This is a genomic window from Methylovirgula ligni (genome assembly GCF_004135935.1).
GTDB lineage: Bacteria > Pseudomonadota > Alphaproteobacteria > Rhizobiales > Beijerinckiaceae > Methylovirgula > Methylovirgula ligni.
This window is the reverse complement of the sequence record NZ_CP025086.1, coordinates 2204387-2223394: the sequence shown is the minus strand read 5'-3', so window position 1 is coordinate 2223394 and position 19008 is coordinate 2204387. Positions and strand designations below refer to the sequence as shown.

At 63.3% G+C, this 19008-nt stretch carries 21 protein-coding genes and 1 tRNA gene; 6 read left to right on the top strand and 16 right to left on the bottom strand.

What is annotated here, in order from left to right; translation table 11 throughout:
- Positions 1-305 precede the first annotated feature (305 nt).
- Together CWB41_RS10715 and CWB41_RS10710 are read left to right on the top strand one after the other, a co-directional pair.
- Positions 306-914 carry a PAS domain-containing protein gene (locus tag CWB41_RS10715; protein WP_115836728.1) on the top strand — a complete coding sequence of 203 codons (609 nt, stop codon included), beginning with the start codon at positions 306-308 and terminating at the stop codon, positions 912-914.
- Positions 915-1020: 106 nt separating this feature from the next.
- On the top strand, positions 1021-1626 hold the full coding sequence (locus CWB41_RS10710; RefSeq protein ID WP_115836729.1) for a PilZ domain-containing protein: 606 nt from the start codon (positions 1021-1023) through the stop codon (positions 1624-1626).
- Here CWB41_RS10710 and CWB41_RS10705 read toward each other — a convergent pair.
- From CWB41_RS10705 to CWB41_RS10690, 4 genes are all read right to left on the bottom strand, one after another.
- Entirely contained in the window at positions 1616-2164 is a 549-nt protein-coding gene (locus CWB41_RS10705) for a gamma carbonic anhydrase family protein (RefSeq protein ID WP_115836730.1), read from the bottom strand. The genes CWB41_RS10710 and CWB41_RS10705 overlap by 11 nt on opposite strands.
- Positions 2165-2204: 40 nt before the next feature.
- Positions 2205-2600 (bottom strand): DUF3126 family protein, encoded by a 396-nt coding sequence (locus CWB41_RS10700; protein ID WP_115836731.1) that lies wholly within the window; start codon positions 2598-2600, stop codon positions 2205-2207.
- 89 nt (positions 2601-2689) lie between these two features.
- The gene (cysE, locus tag CWB41_RS10695) at positions 2690-3511 is read right to left on the bottom strand and encodes a serine O-acetyltransferase (protein ID WP_115836732.1); all 822 of its coding nucleotides are present in this window, start codon (positions 3509-3511) and stop codon (positions 2690-2692) included.
- A 132-nt stretch (positions 3512-3643) separates the two neighbouring features.
- The gene (locus CWB41_RS10690) at positions 3644-4411 is read right to left on the bottom strand and encodes an alpha/beta fold hydrolase (protein ID WP_115836733.1); all 768 of its coding nucleotides are present in this window, start codon (positions 4409-4411) and stop codon (positions 3644-3646) included.
- 166 nt (positions 4412-4577) lie between these two features.
- On the opposite strand from CWB41_RS10690, the gene CWB41_RS10685 reads away from it, so the two are divergent.
- The 4 genes from CWB41_RS10685 (at position 4578) to CWB41_RS10670 (ending at position 7764) form a co-directional block, all read left to right on the top strand.
- The gene (locus tag CWB41_RS10685) at positions 4578-4832 is read left to right on the top strand and encodes a zinc-finger domain-containing protein (protein ID WP_115836734.1); all 255 of its coding nucleotides are present in this window, start codon (positions 4578-4580) and stop codon (positions 4830-4832) included.
- A gap of 5 nt (positions 4833-4837) precedes the next feature.
- Entirely contained in the window at positions 4838-6082 is a 1245-nt protein-coding gene (locus tag CWB41_RS10680) for an FAD-dependent monooxygenase (protein WP_245411288.1), read from the top strand.
- Between the two features lie 111 nt (positions 6083-6193).
- On the top strand, positions 6194-7123 hold the full coding sequence (locus tag CWB41_RS10675) for a division plane positioning ATPase MipZ (protein WP_115836736.1): 930 nt from the start codon (positions 6194-6196) through the stop codon (positions 7121-7123).
- Between the two features lie 152 nt (positions 7124-7275).
- On the top strand, positions 7276-7764 hold the full coding sequence (locus tag CWB41_RS10670; RefSeq protein ID WP_165204263.1) for a copper chaperone PCu(A)C: 489 nt from the start codon (positions 7276-7278) through the stop codon (positions 7762-7764).
- A 17-nt stretch (positions 7765-7781) separates the two neighbouring features.
- Here CWB41_RS10670 and CWB41_RS10665 read toward each other — a convergent pair.
- The 12 genes from CWB41_RS10665 to mraY all read right to left on the bottom strand — a co-directional run bounded on the left by CWB41_RS10665 (position 7782) and on the right by mraY (position 19000).
- Positions 7782-7870, bottom strand: a tRNA-Leu gene (locus CWB41_RS10665).
- 39 nt (positions 7871-7909) lie between these two features.
- Entirely contained in the window at positions 7910-8404 is a 495-nt protein-coding gene (gpt, locus tag CWB41_RS10660; protein ID WP_115836738.1) for a xanthine phosphoribosyltransferase, read from the bottom strand.
- Positions 8401-9171, bottom strand: a complete 771-nt coding sequence (locus CWB41_RS10655; protein ID WP_115837100.1) for a competence/damage-inducible protein A — start codon at positions 9169-9171, stop codon at positions 8401-8403. Before CWB41_RS10655 ends, gpt begins: the two co-directional genes overlap by 4 nt.
- A 43-nt stretch (positions 9172-9214) precedes the next feature.
- Entirely contained in the window at positions 9215-10294 is a 1080-nt protein-coding gene (gene modC / locus CWB41_RS10650) for a molybdenum ABC transporter ATP-binding protein (RefSeq protein ID WP_115836739.1), read from the bottom strand.
- Positions 10291-10989 (bottom strand): molybdate ABC transporter permease subunit, encoded by a 699-nt coding sequence (gene modB, locus CWB41_RS10645; protein WP_115836740.1) that lies wholly within the window; start codon positions 10987-10989, stop codon positions 10291-10293. The genes modC and modB overlap by 4 nt, the downstream gene beginning before the upstream one ends.
- Positions 10990-11069: 80 nt before the next feature.
- The gene (locus CWB41_RS10640; protein WP_115836741.1) at positions 11070-11831 is read right to left on the bottom strand and encodes a sulfite exporter TauE/SafE family protein; all 762 of its coding nucleotides are present in this window, start codon (positions 11829-11831) and stop codon (positions 11070-11072) included.
- 111 nt (positions 11832-11942) lie between these two features.
- A complete protein-coding gene (gene murB / locus CWB41_RS10635) occupies positions 11943-12869 on the bottom strand; it encodes a UDP-N-acetylmuramate dehydrogenase (RefSeq protein WP_115836742.1) in 927 nt (308 codons plus the stop codon).
- Positions 12866-14275, bottom strand: coding sequence for a UDP-N-acetylmuramate--L-alanine ligase (gene murC / locus CWB41_RS10630; protein ID WP_115836743.1), 1410 nt, complete (start codon positions 14273-14275; stop codon positions 12866-12868). The genes murB and murC overlap by 4 nt, the downstream gene beginning before the upstream one ends.
- Positions 14272-15378, bottom strand: coding sequence for an undecaprenyldiphospho-muramoylpentapeptide beta-N-acetylglucosaminyltransferase (murG, locus tag CWB41_RS10625; protein WP_115836744.1), 1107 nt, complete (start codon positions 15376-15378; stop codon positions 14272-14274). The genes murC and murG overlap by 4 nt, the downstream gene beginning before the upstream one ends.
- A complete protein-coding gene (locus CWB41_RS10620) occupies positions 15375-16514 on the bottom strand; it encodes an FtsW/RodA/SpoVE family cell cycle protein (protein ID WP_115836745.1) in 1140 nt (379 codons plus the stop codon). The genes murG and CWB41_RS10620 overlap by 4 nt, the downstream gene beginning before the upstream one ends.
- Positions 16515-16526: 12 nt before the next feature.
- A complete protein-coding gene (gene murD / locus CWB41_RS10615; protein WP_115836746.1) occupies positions 16527-17921 on the bottom strand; it encodes a UDP-N-acetylmuramoyl-L-alanine--D-glutamate ligase in 1395 nt (464 codons plus the stop codon).
- Positions 17921-19000, bottom strand: a complete 1080-nt coding sequence (gene mraY / locus CWB41_RS10610) for a phospho-N-acetylmuramoyl-pentapeptide-transferase (protein WP_115836747.1) — start codon at positions 18998-19000, stop codon at positions 17921-17923. Before mraY ends, murD begins: the two co-directional genes overlap by 1 nt.
- Between the last annotated feature and the right edge of the window lie 8 nt (positions 19001-19008).

Below are 19008 nucleotides of genomic sequence, written 5' to 3'. Positions count from 1 at the left end.
AACTCATATCATCCGCAAGCGCAGGCTCGGCTTGATTTCGGTGTGCACTACTACGGCTCGTCCACAGGGAGAGTGCCTTCAGCCTATATGAGACGGGCCTTTTATCCGCCAGAATATCGGCTCAGCGATGGGGAGCGACGGCAGAAGCCGCCTCTCAAATCGGTGATAACGGCGCGCCGGAAAACAGCGGCGATGGCACAGCGCCTGCTGCCATCACTGCGGGAGCGGGGCGACCGTGTAATCGCGTGCCATTTCAGGACAAAGGCACATCATAAGCACTCGGGCCCGGGGTGGCGGGGACGAAAATGAGACAGCAAGCAACGCGCGAGCTTCTTGCCTATTGGAGCAGGTTGCGCGGCACGCGTCCGGCGCCGGATCGCGCCGAGATAGATCTGGCGGCAATCCGTGGCTCGCTCGCGGATTTGTTCGTGCTCGACCTCGATGCGGCGCGTCAATTTCCGTTCCTGATGGCGGGCACGCGACTCAATGCTTTCTTTTGTGCCGAATTGCTGGGCCGGTCTTTTCTCAGCCTCTGGGGACCGCAGGACGCGCGCTCGATCGCCGCCGGTCTGCTGACCGTGGTCGATTCCGCCTGCCCCATTATCGCCGCGAGCGCCGCGCATCCGGAAGGCTACCGCGACGCTGATATAGAGATTCTTCTTCTTCCGTTACGGCATGCCGGCCTTTCGCAAGCGCGCATTCTCGGCTTGGCGACGCCGGCCGTGCAGCCGCCCTGGGCTGGCCTGCTGCCGGTTCCTCACCTTGCGTTACGTGCCATGCGCACCGTCGAGGTCGAAACCGGATGGGCGCGTTCGGCCGACACGTCACTCTTCCCGGACGCGCCGCATGTATGGAGCGCACACAGGCCCGCGGATATTCGCGGCCACCTACGCATCTTTGATGGAGGAAAGTAGCGATTTCCCCTGTTACCCCAGTTTTCTTGGTTTGAAGATAAGGCGACGTTAACCCGCTGCCCCCGATGCTGAACTGCCTCTCGTACCCCGGGAGCGAGGTTTAGAGATGGCAGCCAAGCTCAAGTTACAGCTTAAATCTGTCGAACGGCGACGCCACATGCGCGTCGATGTGAAGTTGCTTGGCCGTTACATGCTCGCCGACCGGCGCGAATTCCCCTGCCAGACCGTTAACATGTCGCCGGGCGGTCTTGCGATCGATGCGCCGGTCCGCGGCGACATCGGCGAACGAGTCGTCATCTATCTCGATCAGCTCGGCCGCGTCGAAGGCAGAATCGCCCGCCACACGGAGCGCGGCTTCGCGATCCAGATGACGATGCCGCTCTCCAAGCGGGAAAAGATCGCCAATCAGCTTACCTGGCTTCTCAACCGGGATGCGCTGGGCGGCGCGGAAAATCGCAGCCATGAGCGCATCATTCCGCTGCGCCTGCGTTCGATTCTGCGGATCGATGGCGATCATGAGCATATCGTGCAATTGATCGACGTTTCGATTTCTGGCGCTGCGGTTGCGACCACGGCAAAACCCGCCCTAGGCACCAAACTCAAGCTCGGCCAGACGGACAGCGAGGTCGTACGCCATTTCGAGGGTGGCCTTGCCGTGCGTTTCGACAAGTTGATTCCCATCGAAAGATTCGACGAGAACATCAAGCTTTGATGGACTGCCGCTCTTCGCGAGCCGGCACCAGGCTGCGTCCGTAGCGCCGCGCATTGGCGATATAGCCCGCGGCGCTTTCGCGCAATTTGCCGATCTCGGACTCCGTCAGTTCGCGCACCACACGCGCCGGCGCGCCGACGATCAGCGAATTGTCGGGGTAGGCTTTGCCTTCGGACAACAGGGAATTGGCGCCGACGAGGCAATTGCGGCCGACATTGGCGCCGTTGAGAACGGTCGCGCCCATACCGATCAGGGTATTGGCGCCGATGAGGCAACCGTGCAGAATCGCCCGATGGCCGATGGTGCAGCCCTCCCCCACTTCGAGCGGATAGCCAAGATCGGTGTGGAGGATGGCGCCATCCTGAATATTCGTGCGGGCGCCGATGCTGATCTTCTCATTGTCGCCACGCAGCACGGCGCCAAACCAGATCGAGGTGTCGATGCCGATCAGGACATGGCCGATTACTTGCGCATCGGGCGCGATCCAGACGCCAGCAGCAAGCCGCGGCGATACTTCGTCGAGCGCATAGAGCGGCATTATCTATTCCTCGCCAACCAGGCGAATTGGAGATGCTGCGTCAGAAATCTTCCAGATCGAAATCCAGAATCGCGACCTGCAGCGTGAAGCTGCTGCCCTTGGGATTGTCCTGGGAGATGACGCCGAGGTAATCGTCGCCGGAGTTAAGCTCGACGGAGTCGTTTTTCTTTGGCCGCGGCAGGATGCGCAATTTGTCGTTCTCGAACAAGCGGCGCAGATAGTCTTGCAAAACAGGGCGTTCGACCGGGATTTTCAACTCTAGTGCAAAGGAGCGATCGCCGTCCTCGTCGTCGACGGAGATCGTGGCGATGCTGCGCTCGCCAAGATAAACTTCGGCGTCGTCAGGATTGCGCTTCGCCGGGACGACCTTGAGGCTTTGATTGCCAAAAGCCTGGCGCAGAAAGCCCTGCAACTTATGCAGTTCGACCTTATCCAAAAATCAATTCTCCGGGTCCGCGCGTTTGGTGCGCCGCAGCGCAACCTGCGAGCCAATTGCCAGAAATTGGAAATCACCGCAAGCCCGGCTCATCCGCGCGCCATTTTCGCAGCCAGAATCTGATCCATCGAGCGCGCCGGTTCGGCGCAGCCGGCATCGCCGACGACTTGCGCGGGCACGCCCGCCACCGTCGTTTTTGGCGGCACAGGATGGAGAACCACGGAGCCGGTCGCGATCCGCGCGCAATGGCCGACCTCGATATTGCCGAGGACCTTGGCGCCGGCGCCGATCAGCACACCATGGCGGATTTTCGGATGCCTGTCGCCGGCTTCCTTGCCGGTGCCGCCCAAAGTGACGTCTTGAAGCAACGATACGTCATCTTCGATCACCGCCGTGGAGCCGACCACAAGGCCCGTCGCGTGATCGAGGAAAATACCCTTGCCGATTTTCGCGGCGGGATGAATGTCGGTCTGGAAGACTTCGGACGAACGGCTTTGGAGATAGAGGCCGAAATCGTAACGGCCCTGATTCCACAGCGCATGTGCGAGCCGATGCGTGGCGAGCGCCTGAAAGCCCTTGAAATAGAGCAGCGGCTCGATCAGCCGCTTGCAGCTTGGATCGCGATCGAGGAAAGCCAGAATATCGGCCTCGAACGCGGCACCAATCGAAGCATCGTCGGCGACGATATCGGTATAGGTCCGGCGGATTTGCTCGATTGAGATCGTGGTATCGCCGAGCCGCGAGGCGACGCGGTAAATGACCGCGGCCTCCAGGCTTGGTTGCTCAAGCACGGCCGGCGTAACGAGCGCGGCGATGCTCAGGTCGTGGCTGATCAGGTTCTCCGCCTCTTGGCGGATGCGGGTGAAGACCGGTCTCCCGCGACTCGCGCTGGCCAAGGACGTTTTTGCCAAGCTCACCCAAACCTCCAAGAAAAATTTATCCCTTCTATCACGCTTTTGCGAGGGTTTGCAGCCGCTTCCCGCGCCGCAACCCCGCTCCGGGCCGGCTTTTCGTCCAAGATCGCGTTAGAGCGGGGTTTGCGTCTAGGACCAGCGATCGAGGAAGGCTACGGCGGCCTTCTTGAACGCGGCATCGCCGACACTACGGTTGTGGTCGCGGTCGGGGATCGCCAACGCCTCCCCCGCGGGCAAAATCGCGGCGAGCGGCTGCGGATCGCCGGCAATATCGTCTTTGGTGCCGGCGGCGACGAGGACCGGGTCGACAATCGCGGCGAGTTCGGCGCGGGTGAATTTCCGGCGCGCCCCGCGGGCGCAGGCCGCAAGGGCTTTCAGATCGCCTTTGGTCGTTTCGGCGAAAAGCCGGAAGGTCTTGCCGAGCCCCTCACTCAAGTCAGCGGCGGAGGGAGCCTCAAGCGCCTCGGCTATGGGCTCGCCGAGCCCCGCCGTCTCGAAGAGCTTGCTGCCCAGGCCGCCGAAGACGAAAGCGTTCGCCCGCTCGGGATAAGCGAGCGCGAAGGCCGTGGCAATCCGCGCGCCGAGTGAATAGCCGATGATGTCGGCCGAGGGAATGGCGAGGTGATCGAGCAGATTGCGGGCGTCCGCCGCCATCAGGTCGAGCGCGTAGTCACCTGGCCGGTAGAGCTTCTGGCTGCGGCCATGGCCGCGGTTGTCGAACGCCACAACACGCCGGCCGGCGCCGTTCAGCGTCTTCAGCCACTGGGGAAAAACCCAGTTGACGGCATGGTTTGAGGCAAAACCGTGGATGAGCAGAACCGGGCGGCCACTCTCGCCGCCTCCCGGCAGCGCGTCGATATAGGCGATCCGCACGCCCTGGGACGAAAATTCCTGCATCTGCCGCAAAGATAGAGTGCCGGGACGGCCAGTCCGGCCGGCCGCCCTGTAGACCTCGCACCTCTATTCGAATAAATCAGGGCGAGCTAGGGCGCGTTCCGGAAAAGTTGCATGTCTTTCCGGTCACAACGCACCGATTCAAGCATGGGCGAATTGGAATTTTCCGATGGCGAACCACGGCACCCCGCATTTTCACAACCAGCCCGGCGTGGCACGTATCCGCATCGGCGCCAGGGAATTCATGTGCACCGGCGCGCTGCCGCCCTTTGATCATCCGCATGTTTTCATCGATATGGGCGATGCCTCCGACGCGATCTGCCCCTATTGCTCGACCCATTATGTCCATGACGCGAGCCTTGCACCCGGCGCCTGCGAGCCGCCGGAATGCGCCTTCCCCGTCGAGAAGGCGGCAGCAGCCTGACGCCATTGTCTGAACCGCCGCATGCCCTCATCGCCGGGGCGGGGATCGGCGGCCTGACGGCTGCACTGGCTCTGGCGCGGCGCGGCTGGCGCATTACGCTCATCGAGCGCCGCGACGGCCACGAGGACATCGGCGCGGGATTGCAGATCTCTCCCAACGCAAGTGCGATCCTGCGCGATCTCGGTCTGTTGCCGAAACTGATCGAAGCCAGCCTCGCGCCCGAGGCGGTTCACATCCACCGTGCGCGCGACGGCGCGACGCTCGCACGGCTGCCCTTGATCGATGCTGAAAGCCGCTGGGGGGCACCGTATCTCTACGCGCATCGCGCCGACCTCATCCGTGTCTTGCGCGAGGCGGCGCTTGCCGAGCCGGGCGTCGCCTTTCATCCGCAGACCGCTCTCGCCGGCTTCGATCAGACATCGCACGGCGTAACAGTCGCTGCCTTACGCGACGCGATGCGCGTCAGCTTCTCGGCCGACTGCCTGATCGGCGCCGATGGCGTGCGCTCCTTCGTGCGCGCGCGCAACGCGGCTTTGCAGGGCAAGGCGGATGATCTGCCGAAGCTGGCGCATTATGTCGCCTGGCGCGCTCTGGTCCCGGCAGACCGCGTCGCCGCCGCCTTGCGCGCGCCGGAGAGCGCCTTATGGCTCGGCGCGGGCGCACATCTCGTGCATTACCCGCTGCGCGGCGGCTCGGTCATCAATGTCGTTGCGGTCATCGATGCGGTATGGCCGCTCGACGACAAGGCCGATCTCTGGTCGCAGCCGGGCGATCCCGCTTTCATTGCGACGCGATTTGCACGCTGGGCGGCGCCGGTGCGCGATCTCGTCGCCGCCGCTGGCGATTGGCGCCTTTGGCCCCTGGTCGAGCGGCGGACACCGGCTCATTGGAACAACGGTCGCATCGCGCTGCTCGGAGATGCCGCGCATGCCATGGTGCCCTTTCTCGCACAGGGCGCCGCTCAAGCTATCGAGGACGCGGCCGCCCTTGCCGCTCAGCTCGTGCCCGGCCGCGATGTTCCCGCTGCGCTTGCCGCTTACAGCGCGGCACGAACGGCCCGCGCCGGGAGAGTACAAAGCGAATCGCGCCTGCAGGCGCGCCGCTATCATCTGCGCTGGCCAGCCTCGCGCGTGCGCGACGCCGCGCTGCGTGCACTCGGACCGGCGCGGCTCCTCGGGCGCTATGACTGGCTCTATGGCGCAAAGACGGCGTGGAACACCGGAATGGCAGAGGCGAATCCGCCCATATGAGCCGAGACAAACACGCCCCGCCATGCCATTCTTCCCCGCATTGCGACCTTCGCCGCCATTGCACAACACCAAGAAGATCGGACATGTCCGTTACGTCATGCGGATTGGGAAATGACTGCGCGAGCCGCGATGCCCGAGATTGATCCGCCGGATTTGCGCAGCGCGCATGTCATCGTCGTCGCTAACGAAAAAGGCGGCACCGGCAAGTCGACCCTGTCGATCCATATCAGCGTGGCTTTGTTGAAGGCCGGCTTTCGCGTCGCCACCATCGATCTCGATACGCGCCAGCAGACATTGACACGCTTCTTTGAAAATCGCGCCTCCTGGGCGGTGAATGCGCCGTGGAATGTCGAACTGCCGCGACACCACGCGCTCGACCGCGGCAATTCGGACAATGTACGCGACAACGAAACCTGGGAGTTCGGCGCTTTCGCAACGGCGATTTCCGAAGTCGAACACGAATACGAATTCGTAGTCATCGATACTCCGGCGAGCGATTCCTATCTGATGCGTCTGGCGCATTCTCTCGCCGACACGCTCGTCTCGCCGGTCAATGATTCTTTCATCGACGTCGATGTGTTCTCGCGTGTGCATCATGATCGCACGCAACGCGGTCAGGTCGCGCAATATGCCGACCTCGTGCTCGAAGCGCGGCGCAAGCGCAAAATGGTTGATCAAGGTATTATCGACTGGATCATCGTGCGCAACCGCATGTCCTCGACCCAATCGAACAATGCCAAGCAGATCGCCGCGAGCCTGTCGCGCCTCGCCTCGCAGTTGAAGTTCCGCCCGGCCAACGGGCTTCACGACCGTGTGATTTTCCGGGAGCTTTTCCCCATCGGGCTCACGGCGCTCGATCCGATCGAGGAAGCGATGCGCAGCAACAGCCTCTCCACCTCGCAGCTTGCCGCCCGCCGCGAGGTCGAAGAGTTGATCGCGACCCTGCAATTGCCCGAGCGAAGCCGCGGCATGGCGCACCTGCAAGCACGGCACGATTGGTTTGAGCGGATTTCGCGCTATTATCGCGAACTTCAGGACTAGAGCATCGGTTTGCGAACCGGTCCAATGCGACTAAAATAGACCGTGACGTTTCAATTCAAAGGGCCGCTATTTCGAGTACACCCGGTCCGCCACGAGAAAAACGCAAAACCTTCGTTCCTACGAAGAGCAAGACCAAACAAACGGAGCGACACTTGAAAATTTCCCTCGCCGGCTCTGCCCTTCTGGCCCTCTTCACCGCCACACTCGTGCTGCCCAAGGCGGTTGCCGCTGAGGACTCCCCCAATGTCAGCATCGGCACCTTGTTCATCGAAGGCGCCTTCACCCGGCCGACGGTGCCGGGCGCGAAAAATGCCGCAGGTTATCTCTCGATCATCAACGAAGGCAGCGTGCCGGACCGGCTCATCTCGGTCAATTCGGATATTTCTGACAAGAGCGAACTGCACGAAACGAAGACGGTGAACGGCGCGCAGCGGACGGAAGTCCTGGAGAATGGAATCGAAATTCCCGCCGGCGCCACGGTGAACCTCTCTCCCGGCGGCGATCACGCGGCGTTCCTGAATATCCACCATCCGGTCAAGGATGGGGACATCATCCACGCGACGCTCGGCTTTGAGAACGCAGGGCAGATCGACATCGGCTTTCACACCGAGCAAGGCCTGAGCAAAGATACGGATCAGTAAGCGGGAAAATCAAACTTTGGTGCGGGCGGCCGGGGTCGAACCGGCACGGCTCCTTCGAGCCGAAGGATTTTAAGTCCTTTGCGTCTACCAATTCCGCCACGCCCGCGTGACACCCGGCATAAAGCCGCGCCGCGTGATAGACAAGCTATCCCTTGGTAGCCGCGATCGGCGCCTGGAAGGCGAGGCCCAGATCCCAGGGGAAATGAATCCAGGTGTCCTGTGAAACCTCGGTCATGAATGTATCGACATGCGGACGCCCGAGCGGCTTGGCATAGACCGTCGCGAAATGCGCCTTGGGTAACAGCTCGCGCACGACGCGGACGGTGGCGCCGGTATCGACAAGATCATCGACAACGAGCACGCCCACGCCCCGCCCCACTGCGATTTCGGGCACGATGGGCTTGACGATCTTCGGCGGTCCCTGTTGCGCCGTATGCTCGTAGCTGACGACCGAGATCGACTCGACAATCCGCAGATTGAGCTCGCGCGCGACGATCGCGGCCGGCACCAGGCCGCCCCGCGCGATGCCGACCACGGCTGAAAACGGCGCCATCTCCGCGAGCCGCCACGCCAGCGCGCGGGCATCCCGATGGAACTGATCCCAGGAGACGTGAAAGGCTCTTTCCGGGCTATCGGTCATGTGATCGTATATTTGTCGCGGCCCGTCGCGCGCAATTCGGCGATGACCTCTTCGATCGCCGCGACGGCGGCGGCGACCCCTTCGGCATCCTTGCCGCGCACGACGATCTCGTTGTTGAACTTACCATCGACGACTGATGGATAGGAGCCGATCGAGAGCGCCGGATTATGCTCCGCGATGGTGCCGAGCGCGGCAGCATAGGCGCCTTCCGGAATATTGCCGGCGGCGATGCTCACGGCGAGCGTGCGCGGCCCCGTCTCGAGGCTCGGCGCGACGGCGGTGAGCATGGCCTGCATGATGACCGGCACACCGGCCATGACGATGACATTGCCTATTCTGAAACCCGGCGCGGTGGAGACGGAATTCTCGACAAGTTCGGCGCCGGCGGGCACGCGCGCCATACGCCGGCGCGCCGCATTGAGGTCCTCGCGCTTGATTCTTTGCAGCAGCAATTCGATGGCGCGCGGATCTTCCGCGACAGGCACGCCGAAGGCAACGCCGATCGCATCGGCCGTCACGTCATCGTGCGTCGGACCGATGCCGCCAGTGGTGAAGACATAGGAATAGCGGTGCCGCAGGGTGTTGAGCGCAGCGACGATCTCATCGATCACATCGGGCACGACGCGCACCTCACGCAGATCGATGCCGCGCTCGGTCAGAAAATCGGCAGCGAAGCCGATATTCTTGTCCTTGGTCCGGCCGCTCAGAATTTCGTCGCCGATGACGAGAAGCGCTGCGGTAACCGGCTTCGGTGGCATTACAGACATCTCCGCATTCAAAGGCTGACAGCGACAGCTAAACCCGGCGCTATCATGCCCCGCCGACGAACCTTTCGTCGAGCGCGGCGGTCTTGACCAGCGCAAAAATCGGCTGGCCGGGCGTCACACCGAGCTGGTCTAGCGCCCGCCGCGTTGTCATGGCCAGCAATGTACCGTCTCCGTCAAGCGAAATATGCGCGACCGCGAGCGGGCCGAGGACCTCGATCTTGGCCAAACGGCCCTTGAGAGCACCCTGAATGCTGAGACCCAGCGGCGGCACGGTGGATAAAGTAACATCCGTCGCCCTGATGACGACGCGCAAGCTTGTGCCCGGCGCGCCATGCGCGCCGGCGAGCCAGATCGTACCGGCGGGATGCACCAGCTCCGTCAAGCCATAGGCCTCGTCCCGCGCCCCGACGCGCATGGCAAGCACGCTTGCACGCTCGGTGCGTGCGTCCTCCGCGAAGGACGGCAGAACGTCCGCCGGATCGCCGATCGCGACAACGTGGCCGCGCTCCAGAACAACGACGCGGCTCGCAAGACGCGCGACCTCTTCGATATCGTGCGAGACATAGACGATCGGAATTTGGAATTCGTCGCGCAGCCGCTCGATCAATGGCAGGATTTCGCTGCGCCGCTGCGTATCCAGCGCGGCAAGCGGCTCATCCATCAGCAGAAGCTTCGGGCACGACAGCAAGGCGCGGCCGATGGCGACGCGCTGCCGCTCGCCGCCGGAAAGTTTCCCCGGTCCACGGCCGAGAAGATGCCCGATCCCGAGAGTTTCGACGACGGCGTCAACGCCGATGGCGCGCGCGGCGCGCGGCGCGAACCAGCGGCCGAAGAGAAGATTCTGCCGCACGCCCAGATGCGGAAAGAGACGCGAGTCCTGAAAGACGATGCCGATGCGTCGGCGATAGGCGGGAACGAAAATTCGTTTCTGCGTATCGACCAAAGTGCGGTCATCAAGAATGACATGACCCCGATCCGGGCGGTCGAGCCCGCCGACGAGGCCGATGGTCAGCGACTTGCCCGAGCCCGAGCGGCCGAAAAGCGCGGTGATGCCGTCGGCGTTGCTGAAGGCGACTTTGAGATCGAAGCTGCCGACGTGGCGGGCGACATCGACGTCGATCATCCGCCACCCGCCAGACGTTTTTCGCCACGCGCCTGGATGATCTCCGATGCCACGATGGCGATGATCGCAATAGCGAGCGAAACGAGCGTCAGATGTAACGCATTCTCATCGCCGCCCGGCTCCTGCGTATAGGTGTAGATCAGTGTCGGGATCGTCTGCGTCTCGCCGGGAATATTGGAGACGAAAGTGATCGTCGCACCGAATTCGCCGAGCGCACGGGCGAAGGACAGAGTCGCCCCGACGACGACGCCCGGCAGCGCAAGAGGCAGGCTGACGAGAAGGAAACGGAAGAAGGGATTGGCGCCCAGTGTGCTCGCCGCTTTTTCGAGATTGGGATCGATGGCCTCGAACGAAAGCCGGATCGCCCGCACCATGAGCGGAAAGCCCATGATCGCGCAGGCCAGCGCCGCGCCCGTCCAGCGGAACGACAGCACAATGCCAATATCCGCCAGCGCCTGACCGAAAATCCCCCGCCGCCCGAAGCCGATGAGCAGCATATAGCCGGTGACGACGGGCGGCAGAACCAGCGGCAGATAAATGAGCGCCGTGATCAGCGTTTTGCCGGGAAAGTGCCAGCGCGCCAGAGCATAGGCGATGAGAATGCCGAACGGCAGGCTGCCCGCCAGCGCGACAAAGGCAATGCGCAGCGAGAGAAAAACGGCAGTCCAATCGTCCGGAGTAAGCCAGTTCTGCAAAGCTATATTCCATAGAATATGGCAATAAACGGCTTCTCGACCGATCCCCCGCGCCTGTCAAGAACGGCGCGCCGCTAACTTTAATGATGCCAATAGGTTTTGGCGAAAAAGGCGCAAGTGATCGCGACGGTGATGCAAAGCGTCACGACGCGGGCGATATGCGCCGGGGTGACGCGCCCAAGCCGCGCGCCACCGAAGCCGCCAATCAGCGAGCCGGCGAGCATGGCAAGCGTCTGCGGCCAGATGACTGCACGCGCGAACAGGAAGACGATGATCGCGACCGTGTTTGCGGCGGTGATCAGCAGCGTTCTTGGCCCGTGCAGGGATTTGATGTCGGTCTCGCCGAAGAGACACCAGACCGCCAGCATCATGATGCTCGCGGCACCGCCGAAATAGCCGCCATAGGTGCCGAGGAGAAATTGTACCACGAGCACCCAGCGCGAGCCGTGGAAGCGGCCTTCGAGCGCGACAGCAATCCGCTGGCCGAAGATGAGCGCGAGCGTGGCGATCAGCAGCAGCCAGGGCAGCATGACATCGAAGGATTTGGACGGCGTGAACAGCAGAAGCAGGCTGCCGATGAGGCCGCCGATGAGCGTCACGATCATCAGCGGCCATCTGCCGATGCCGCAGACGGACCGGAAGGCGTTGGGATAGATCATGGCGCTCACGACGGTGCCCGGCCACAGCGCCATGGTGCTCGACGTGTTGGAGAGCACGGAGGGCATGCCCGTCGCAATCATCGCCGGAACCGAAATGAACGAGCCACCGCCGGCGAGCGCGTTCATGACGCCGGCAAGGAATCCGGCGAGGAAAAGGAATGGCAAAGCGAGATGAAGGGACATGCGCTACCGGAATCGAGCTTCGGACCTAAGGCTTCGGACTTGAGGCTTCGACCCCTACAGGATTTTGCGCCGCACCGACAACCTTCCGCGCGCATCACGGAAACGTGCAGATCATCCCGCGTGGGTGCTTTCGCCGACCCGCTCGATCTCCCATTCAAGCCTGACGCCGCTGGTCTCGAAGACGCGGCGACGGACTTCCTCACCCAGGGACTCGATGTCTGCCGCGCTGGCCGCGCCGCGATTGATCAGAAAATTGCAATGCAGCTCTGACACTTGCGCATCGCCGACGACAAGGCCGCGACAGCCGGCCGCATCGATCAATTGCCACGCTTTATGGTCAGGCGGGTTCTTGAAGGTCGAGCCGCCGGTGCGCGTATTGACCGGCTGGCTCTCCTGCCGCGACCGCGTGATTTCGGCCATTTCGGCTTCGATTGCGGCGCGCTCACCCACCCTGCCTTCGAAGAGCGCCGACGTGAAGATTACATCATGCGGCACGCCGGAATGGCGATAGGTGAAGCCCATGTCAGCGTTGCTGAAGATGTGCAGCGTCCCGCTGCGATCGATGCCGCGGCAGGAGACGAGCACGTCCTTCGTCTCCGCGCTATAGGCGCCGGCGTTCATCCGCAAGGCGCCGCCGACGGCGCCGGGAATGCCGCGATAGAAGGCGAGACCGGCGATGTTCGCCTCGGCTGCCGTCGTCGCCAGTTTGACGTCGAGGATTCGCGCGCCCGCTTCGACGCGCAGACCATCGACACGCAGATTATGAAAGCCCTTGCCGAGCCGGATAACTACGCCCTTGATGCCGCCGTCGCGCACGAGAAGGTTGGAGCCGACGCCGACTGTCGTGACCGCGATGCCCGGATCAAGCCGCGCGAGAAAATAGGCGAGATCGTCCTCGTCCGCGGGCGTGAACAGCGCCTGAGCCGGGCCGCCGGTGCGAAACCAGCAGAGATCCGCCATACGCACATTCGCTTCGAGCCGCCCGCGCAACTCCGGCGCGGCCTTTTGCAGGGCGGGCGCGAGATCGGGAAAGTTCATGCGCCGTCGCCGGCCGCCAATTGCCCCGGCAGTGCGTAAGCCCATTGAGTGATGTTGCCGGCGCCGAGGAAGATTACATAATCGCCCGGCTTGGCCTGCGCTCGCACAATCTCCGCGATCTGTGCAGGCTGGCCGAGGGCAAGCGCCTGGCGATGGCCGTGCGCCTTCAGCGCCGCAACGAGGTGGTCGCGATCGGCGCCCTCGATCGGCGCCTCACCGGCAGCATAGACATCCGCGACGATGACCGTATCGGCATCGTTGAAGCAGGTCGCGAATTCATTGAACAGCGAATTGAGCCGCGTATAGCGATGCGGCTGCACGATGGCGATCACCTGCCCTTTTGTGGAGGCACGCGCGGCGCGCAGCACCGCGGCGATCTCGACCGGATGATGGCCGTAGTCATCGAAGATGCGCACGCCGTGCCACTCGCCGGTTGGCGTGAAACGGCGCTTGACGCCGCCGAAGCCCGCGAGCGCGCTGCGGATCGTCTCGGCACTCATGCCGAGCTGATGCGCCACAGCGATCGCCGCCGTGGCATTGAGCGCATTATGATGGCCGGGCATCGGCAGGCCGAGATTCTCGAGTCTCACCTCGCCGCCCGTCTTGCGGTCGTGGATGATGACGTTGAAGCGCGACTTGCCACCCGTGAGATCGACATCGACCAGCCGCGCGTCGGCTTGCGGATTCTCGCCGTAGGTGATGACACGCCGATCCTCGATCTGGCCGACGAGTTCCTGCACCGTCGGATGATCGAGGCACATGACGGCGAAGCCATAGAACGGCAAATTCTCGATGAAGGAGCGGAACGCGCCCTTGATCGCATCGAACGTCTCGAAATGATCGAGATGCTCGGGATCGATATTGGTGACGATGGCAATATCGGCCGGCAGCTTCAGGAACGTGCCGTCGCTCTCATCGGCCTCGACGACCATCCAGTCGCCCGCGCCGAGACGCGCGTTGGTGCCATAAGCATTGATGATGCCGCCATTGATGACAGTGGGGTCGAACTTGCCAGCGTCGAGAAGCGTCGCGACGAGCGAGGTGGTCGTTGTCTTGCCATGCGTGCCGGCAATCGCCACGCATTGCTTCAGCCGCATCAACTCCGCCAGCATTTCGGCACGGCGCACGACCGGCAGGCGCCGCTCCCGCGCCACCACAAGCTCGGGATTGTCGCGCTTGATCGCCGTCGAGACCACGACGACTTCGGCATTGCCCAGATTCGCTGCGTCGTGGCCGATATGGACCGTCGCGCCCTTCTCGCGCAGGCGCAGGACATTGGCGTTCTCGCTCGTATCGGAACCCTGCACCTTATAGCCGAGATTGATCAGCACCTCGGCGATACCGGACATGCCGATGCCGCCGATGCCGACGAAATGGATGGGGCCGAGTTCGCGCGGAAGCTTCATTCTTTTTTGTTCCCGAGAGCGATGTTGGTCACGAGATCGGCGAGTCTTTTCGCCGCATCATCGATCCCTGCTTTCTGGGCCGCCGCCGCGCGCGAGGCAAGCCCTTGCGGAGTCTGCCGCGCCGCACGCAGCGCCGCCGCGAGCCATTGCGGCGTGAATTCGCTCTCCCGCACCACCTGTGCGGCACCGGTCGCGGCCAGTTCCTCGGCATTGGCCGCCTGATCCTGATCCAGCGCATGCGGAAACGGCACCAGGATCGACGGCCGCCCGATGACGGCGAGTTCCGACACCGTCGAGGCGCCGGCGCGCGCGATCACCAGCGAGGCCGCGGCGACACGGGTTGGAAGATCGGAAAAAAACGGCAGGACTTCGGCAGCGACCGCAAGCTCCTGATAGGCCTTGGTGACCCGCGCCTGATCCTCGCCGCGCGCCTGCTGCACGATGCGCAGGCCGACGCGCTCCTGCGGCGTCAGAAGCGCGATAGCGGGCGGGACGATATCGGCCATCACGCGCGCGCCCTGCGAGCCGCCGGTGACAAGCAGATCGAACGTGCCGTCATCCGGCACGCGATAGGGCACCTTCGCCGCGGCAAGCACGCTCGGCCGCACCGGATTGCCGGTGTGATAGGTGTGCGCCTTGATTCCGCTGCCGAGCCCCTTGAGCGTCGGAAAGCCATGCGCGACGGCATCGACGCGGGCGGCGAGAAAGCGATTGGCGCGGCCCATCACCGCATTCTGCTCATGCAGGATGGTCGGCACCCGCAGCAGCGTCGCGGCGAAGACCGGCGGCACGCTCGGATAGCCGCCGAAGCCGACGACGGCGGCCGGCCGTTTGCTGCCGATCAGCCAAAGCGCAGCAACAGTTCCCCCGAGCAGCGTGAGCACGGCCTTTGCACGCGCCAAGAGCGAGCCGCCACTCGGCGTGGCTGAGGGAATCTGATGCACTGCTTGCGCCGGAAAATCGCCGTCGTACTTTTTGCCGCGCGGATCGGTAACGAGTTCGACCGCGACGCCTCGCGTGGAGAGTTCCTTCGTCAGCGCCTCGGCGGGAAAGAGATGGCCGCCGGTGCCGCCCGCCGCGACCAGAACCGGGCCCAAAGTCATGCCGGCTCCGCCTCAAGCTGGCGGAAGGCGACTTCCGACCGCGGCCGTTTGCGCATGACGGCGATCATGAAGCCCATGCCGAGCGCCAGGGAGATGAGCGACGAGCCGCCGTAGGAGATGAAAGGCAGGGTCATGCCCTTGGCCGGCATCAGATGCAGATTAACCGCCATATTGATCGCGCTCTGGATGCCGAACAGCATGACGAGGCCGGTGCCGGCGAGCCTGCAGAAATGATCTTCGTTGCGCGCGGCGACCGCAAGGCCGCGCACGACGATGAACATGAAGACCGAAACGATGACGAGACACGCGATGATGCCGAATTCCTCCGCGGTGACGGCGAAGATGAAATCGGTATGCGCGTCGGGCAGAACGCGCTTGAGCGTGCCTTCGCCCGGCCCCCTGCCCGTCCAGCCGCCGGAATAAAAGCTCTGCAGGGCGGTATCGACCTGAAACGTGTCGGCAACGCCGCCCGTGGCGCTGGGATCGATGAATTTCAGGATGCGGGCGCGCACATGCGGCACGAATTTATAGGCGAGCATAACGCCGCCCATGCCGATGCCGCCGACGCCGAAGACCCAGATCCAGCGCAATCCGGCGATGAAGAAAAGGCCGACCCAGACCAGCGAAACAAGCATGGTCTGACCGAAATCGGGCTCCAGGATGAGCGGAATGATCGTCGCCGGCAAAAGCAGCAGCGCGATCAGATTGCCAGGCAGCCGGTCGCGGCCGCCTTCGGCGAAAGCCCAGGCCGCAATAACGACGAAGCAGGGCTTCATGAATTCCGACGGCTGGATGCCGAAAATCCAGCGCCGCGCGCCCTTGACCTCGGTGCCGAAGAGCAGCGCCGCGAAGATCAGCGCCATCGAGACGAGGAAGAGGATAAGCGCGGTGCGGCGCACATGCCGGGGCGAGAGCAGCGAAGCGCCAAAGAAGACCGCCAGCGAGGGGACGAGGAACATCACCTGCTTGTTGACGAAATGGAACGTCGGCAGGCCAAGCCGCTCGGCGACCGGCGGGCTGGCCGCCATCGTCAGGACAAGGCCGAAGATGACGAGCGCGCCGAGCGCGGCAAGCAGCCAGCGATCGACAGTCCACCACCAGTTCGCCAGGGTCGAGCGTTCGACGCGCGAGACCATGATCCAACCCCCTCAGGTTTTCGGCGGCTCCGCGAGCTTGGCCAGAACAACCTCCCGAAACTTGTCGCCGCGCTTCTCGAAATTCGGGAATTGATCGAACGAGGCGCAGGCGGGCGAGAGCAGGACGATGGGGGAAGGCGTCGTGCTGGCCTCCGCATCCCGAGTCGCACTGTCGACCGCACGTTCGATCGTGCCGCAAAATTCATAAGGAATCGCTTCGCCGATGACTTTGGCGAAGGGTTCAGCCGCCTCGCCAATCAGATAGGCCTTGGCCACCTTGGGGAAGAGCGGCTCCAGCGGCCCGATGCCGCCCTCCTTGGCCCGGCCGCCGAGAATCCAGTAGATGTCGTCGAGGCTCTGCAGGGCCTTTTCGGCGGCGTCGGCATTGGTCGCCTTGGAATCGTTGATATAGAGCACTTTTCCGCGCCGCCCGATCTCCTCCATTCGGTGCGCGAGCCCGGGGAAACTCCGCAGACCCTCCTGGACAAGCTCAAGCTCGAATCCATGCGGGCCCAACGCCGCCACCGCGGCCGCGGCATTCTGGCCGTTGTGGGTGCCGCGCAGTGACGGGATGCCGGCGAGATCGGCGATCGTACTGGCTTGGCCTCCACTTTTACGGACAAGCCGCGTCCCTTCCAGCACGATGCCGTCGGGAATGGCGGGATGGAGGATAGAGATCGGCACGATTGCGCGGCCCTGCCCCCGCAGCCTTTGAGCAATGCCGGCGCAGATGTCATCGTCAACACCGATGATGGCGACATCGGCCTTGGCGACGAGCCGCTCCTTGATCTCGGCATAATGCTCCATCGTCCCGTGGCGATCGAGATGATCGACGGTGATGTTGAGCAGAAGACCGAAGGACGGGTTCAGCGAGGGCGCGAGATCGATCTGAAACGACGAGCATTCGATCACATGGACGCGGCCTTTGGCCGGTGGGTTGAGCGCGAGGATCGGCGTGCCGATATTGCCGCCGACTTCGACCTCATAGCCGAACGTCTGGTAAAGATGCGCGACGAGCGCCGTCGTTGTCGATTTGCCGTTGGTGCCGGTGATGGCGATGAGCGGCGCATCCGGCGCGATATGGGCGCGCTCGCGGACGAAAAGCTCGATATCGCCGATGATTTCGACGCCGGCAGCCTGCGCCTTGACGACGACCCAATGCGGATAGGGATGCGTCAGCGGCACGCCGGGCGAGAGGATGAGAGAATCATAGCCGGTGAGATCGGCCGTCACGAGATCTTCGAGCTTGAGGCCAAGCGCGGCGGCTTTCTCGCGCCCTGGGCGATGATCGTCCCAGACCGCAACATCGGCGCCACCGGCGACGAGCGCCTGCGCGCTCACAAGGCCGGAGGCCCCGAGACCGAAGACGGCGACACGTTTGCCAGCGAAAGAAGTAACAGGCGTCATTATCTCAGCTTCAGGGTGGAGAGGCCGACGAGCGCGAGCACGAAGGCGATGATCCAGAACCGCACCACGACCTGCGGCTCGGACCAGCCGAGCTGCTCGAAGTGATGATGGATCGGCGCCATTTTGAACACGCGCTTGCCGGTCAATTTAAACGATATGACCTGGACGATAACCGACAAAGCCTCAACCACAAAAAGGCCGCCGACGATAGCGAGAACGATCTCGTGTTTCACCGCGACGGCAACGGTGCCGAGCAGGCCGCCGAGCGCGAGCGAGCCGGTATCGCCCATGAAGATCTGCGCCGGCGGCGCGTTGAACCACAGAAAGCCGAGGCCCGCGCCGATCAGCGCGCCGCAGACGACGGCAAGCTCGCCAGTGCCCGGCACATAATTGACGTGCAGGTATTCCGAATAGATCGCATTGCCGACGACATAGGCGATGATGCCGAACGCGGCCGCCGCGATCATCACCGGCACGATGGCGAGGCCGTCGAGTCCATCGGTGAGATTTACCGCATTGCCCGCGCCGACGATGATCAGCGGCGCGAAAATCAGAAAGAACCAGCCGAGATCGATGACATAGCCCTTGATCGCCGGAAGTGCGAGCTCGGTCGTATGCGCGGCGCCCACCTTCATCATCGCAAAACAGGCAACGATAGCGATGGCGCCTTCGAGCGCGAGCCGCAGCCTGCCGGAAAAGCCCTTGTGCGTCTGCTTGGTGACCTTGAGATAATCGTCATAAAAGCCGATGAGGCCGAAGCCGACCGTGACAAGCAGGACGATCCAGACGTAGCGGCTCTCGAGATTGGCCCAGAGCAAGGTCGAGACGATGAGGCCGGAGAGGATCATCAGGCCGCCCATCGTCGGCGTGCCCTTTTTGCTCAGATGCGATTGCGGGCCGTCCTCGCGGATCGGCTGGCCCTTGCCCTGCTTGAGCCGCAGCGCCGCGATCGTGCTTGGCCCGAAGAAGAAGACGAAGAACAAGGCCGTCGCTGTCGCGCCCGCAGTGCGGAACGTGATGTAGCGGAACAGATTCAGCGGGCTGAAAATGTGGGTGAAATTGGCGAGCCAAAACAGCATTCTGAAAT

Excerpts from the sequence above, each read along its gene's own strand:
- CWB41_RS10715 (WP_115836728.1), top strand. The coding sequence starts at position 306 with ATGAGACAGCAAGCAACGCGCGAGCTTCTTGCCTATTGGAGCAGGTTG.
- CWB41_RS10710 (WP_115836729.1), top strand. The coding sequence starts at position 1,021 with ATGGCAGCCAAGCTCAAGTTACAGCTTAAATCTGTCGAACGGCGACGC.
- CWB41_RS10705 (WP_115836730.1), bottom strand. The coding sequence starts at position 2,164 with ATGCCGCTCTATGCGCTCGACGAAGTATCGCCGCGGCTTGCTGCTGGC.
- CWB41_RS10690 (WP_115836733.1), bottom strand. The coding sequence starts at position 4,411 with ATGCAGGAATTTTCGTCCCAGGGCGTGCGGATCGCCTATATCGACGCG.
- CWB41_RS10685 (WP_115836734.1), top strand. The coding sequence starts at position 4,578 with ATGGCGAACCACGGCACCCCGCATTTTCACAACCAGCCCGGCGTGGCA.
- CWB41_RS10675 (WP_115836736.1), top strand. The coding sequence starts at position 6,194 with ATGACTGCGCGAGCCGCGATGCCCGAGATTGATCCGCCGGATTTGCGC.
- gpt (WP_115836738.1), bottom strand. The coding sequence starts at position 8,404 with ATGACCGATAGCCCGGAAAGAGCCTTTCACGTCTCCTGGGATCAGTTC.
- CWB41_RS10655 (WP_115837100.1), bottom strand. The coding sequence starts at position 9,171 with ATGTCTGTAATGCCACCGAAGCCGGTTACCGCAGCGCTTCTCGTCATC.
- modC (WP_115836739.1), bottom strand. The coding sequence starts at position 10,294 with ATGATCGACGTCGATGTCGCCCGCCACGTCGGCAGCTTCGATCTCAAA.
- CWB41_RS10640 (WP_115836741.1), bottom strand. The coding sequence starts at position 11,831 with ATGTCCCTTCATCTCGCTTTGCCATTCCTTTTCCTCGCCGGATTCCTT.
- murB (WP_115836742.1), bottom strand. The coding sequence starts at position 12,869 with ATGAACTTTCCCGATCTCGCGCCCGCCCTGCAAAAGGCCGCGCCGGAG.
- murC (WP_115836743.1), bottom strand. The coding sequence starts at position 14,275 with ATGAAGCTTCCGCGCGAACTCGGCCCCATCCATTTCGTCGGCATCGGC.
- murG (WP_115836744.1), bottom strand. The coding sequence starts at position 15,378 with ATGACTTTGGGCCCGGTTCTGGTCGCGGCGGGCGGCACCGGCGGCCAT.
- CWB41_RS10620 (WP_115836745.1), bottom strand. The coding sequence starts at position 16,514 with ATGGTCTCGCGCGTCGAACGCTCGACCCTGGCGAACTGGTGGTGGACT.
- murD (WP_115836746.1), bottom strand. The coding sequence starts at position 17,921 with ATGACGCCTGTTACTTCTTTCGCTGGCAAACGTGTCGCCGTCTTCGGT.
- mraY (WP_115836747.1), bottom strand. The coding sequence starts at position 19,000 with ATGCTGTTTTGGCTCGCCAATTTCACCCACATTTTCAGCCCGCTGAAT.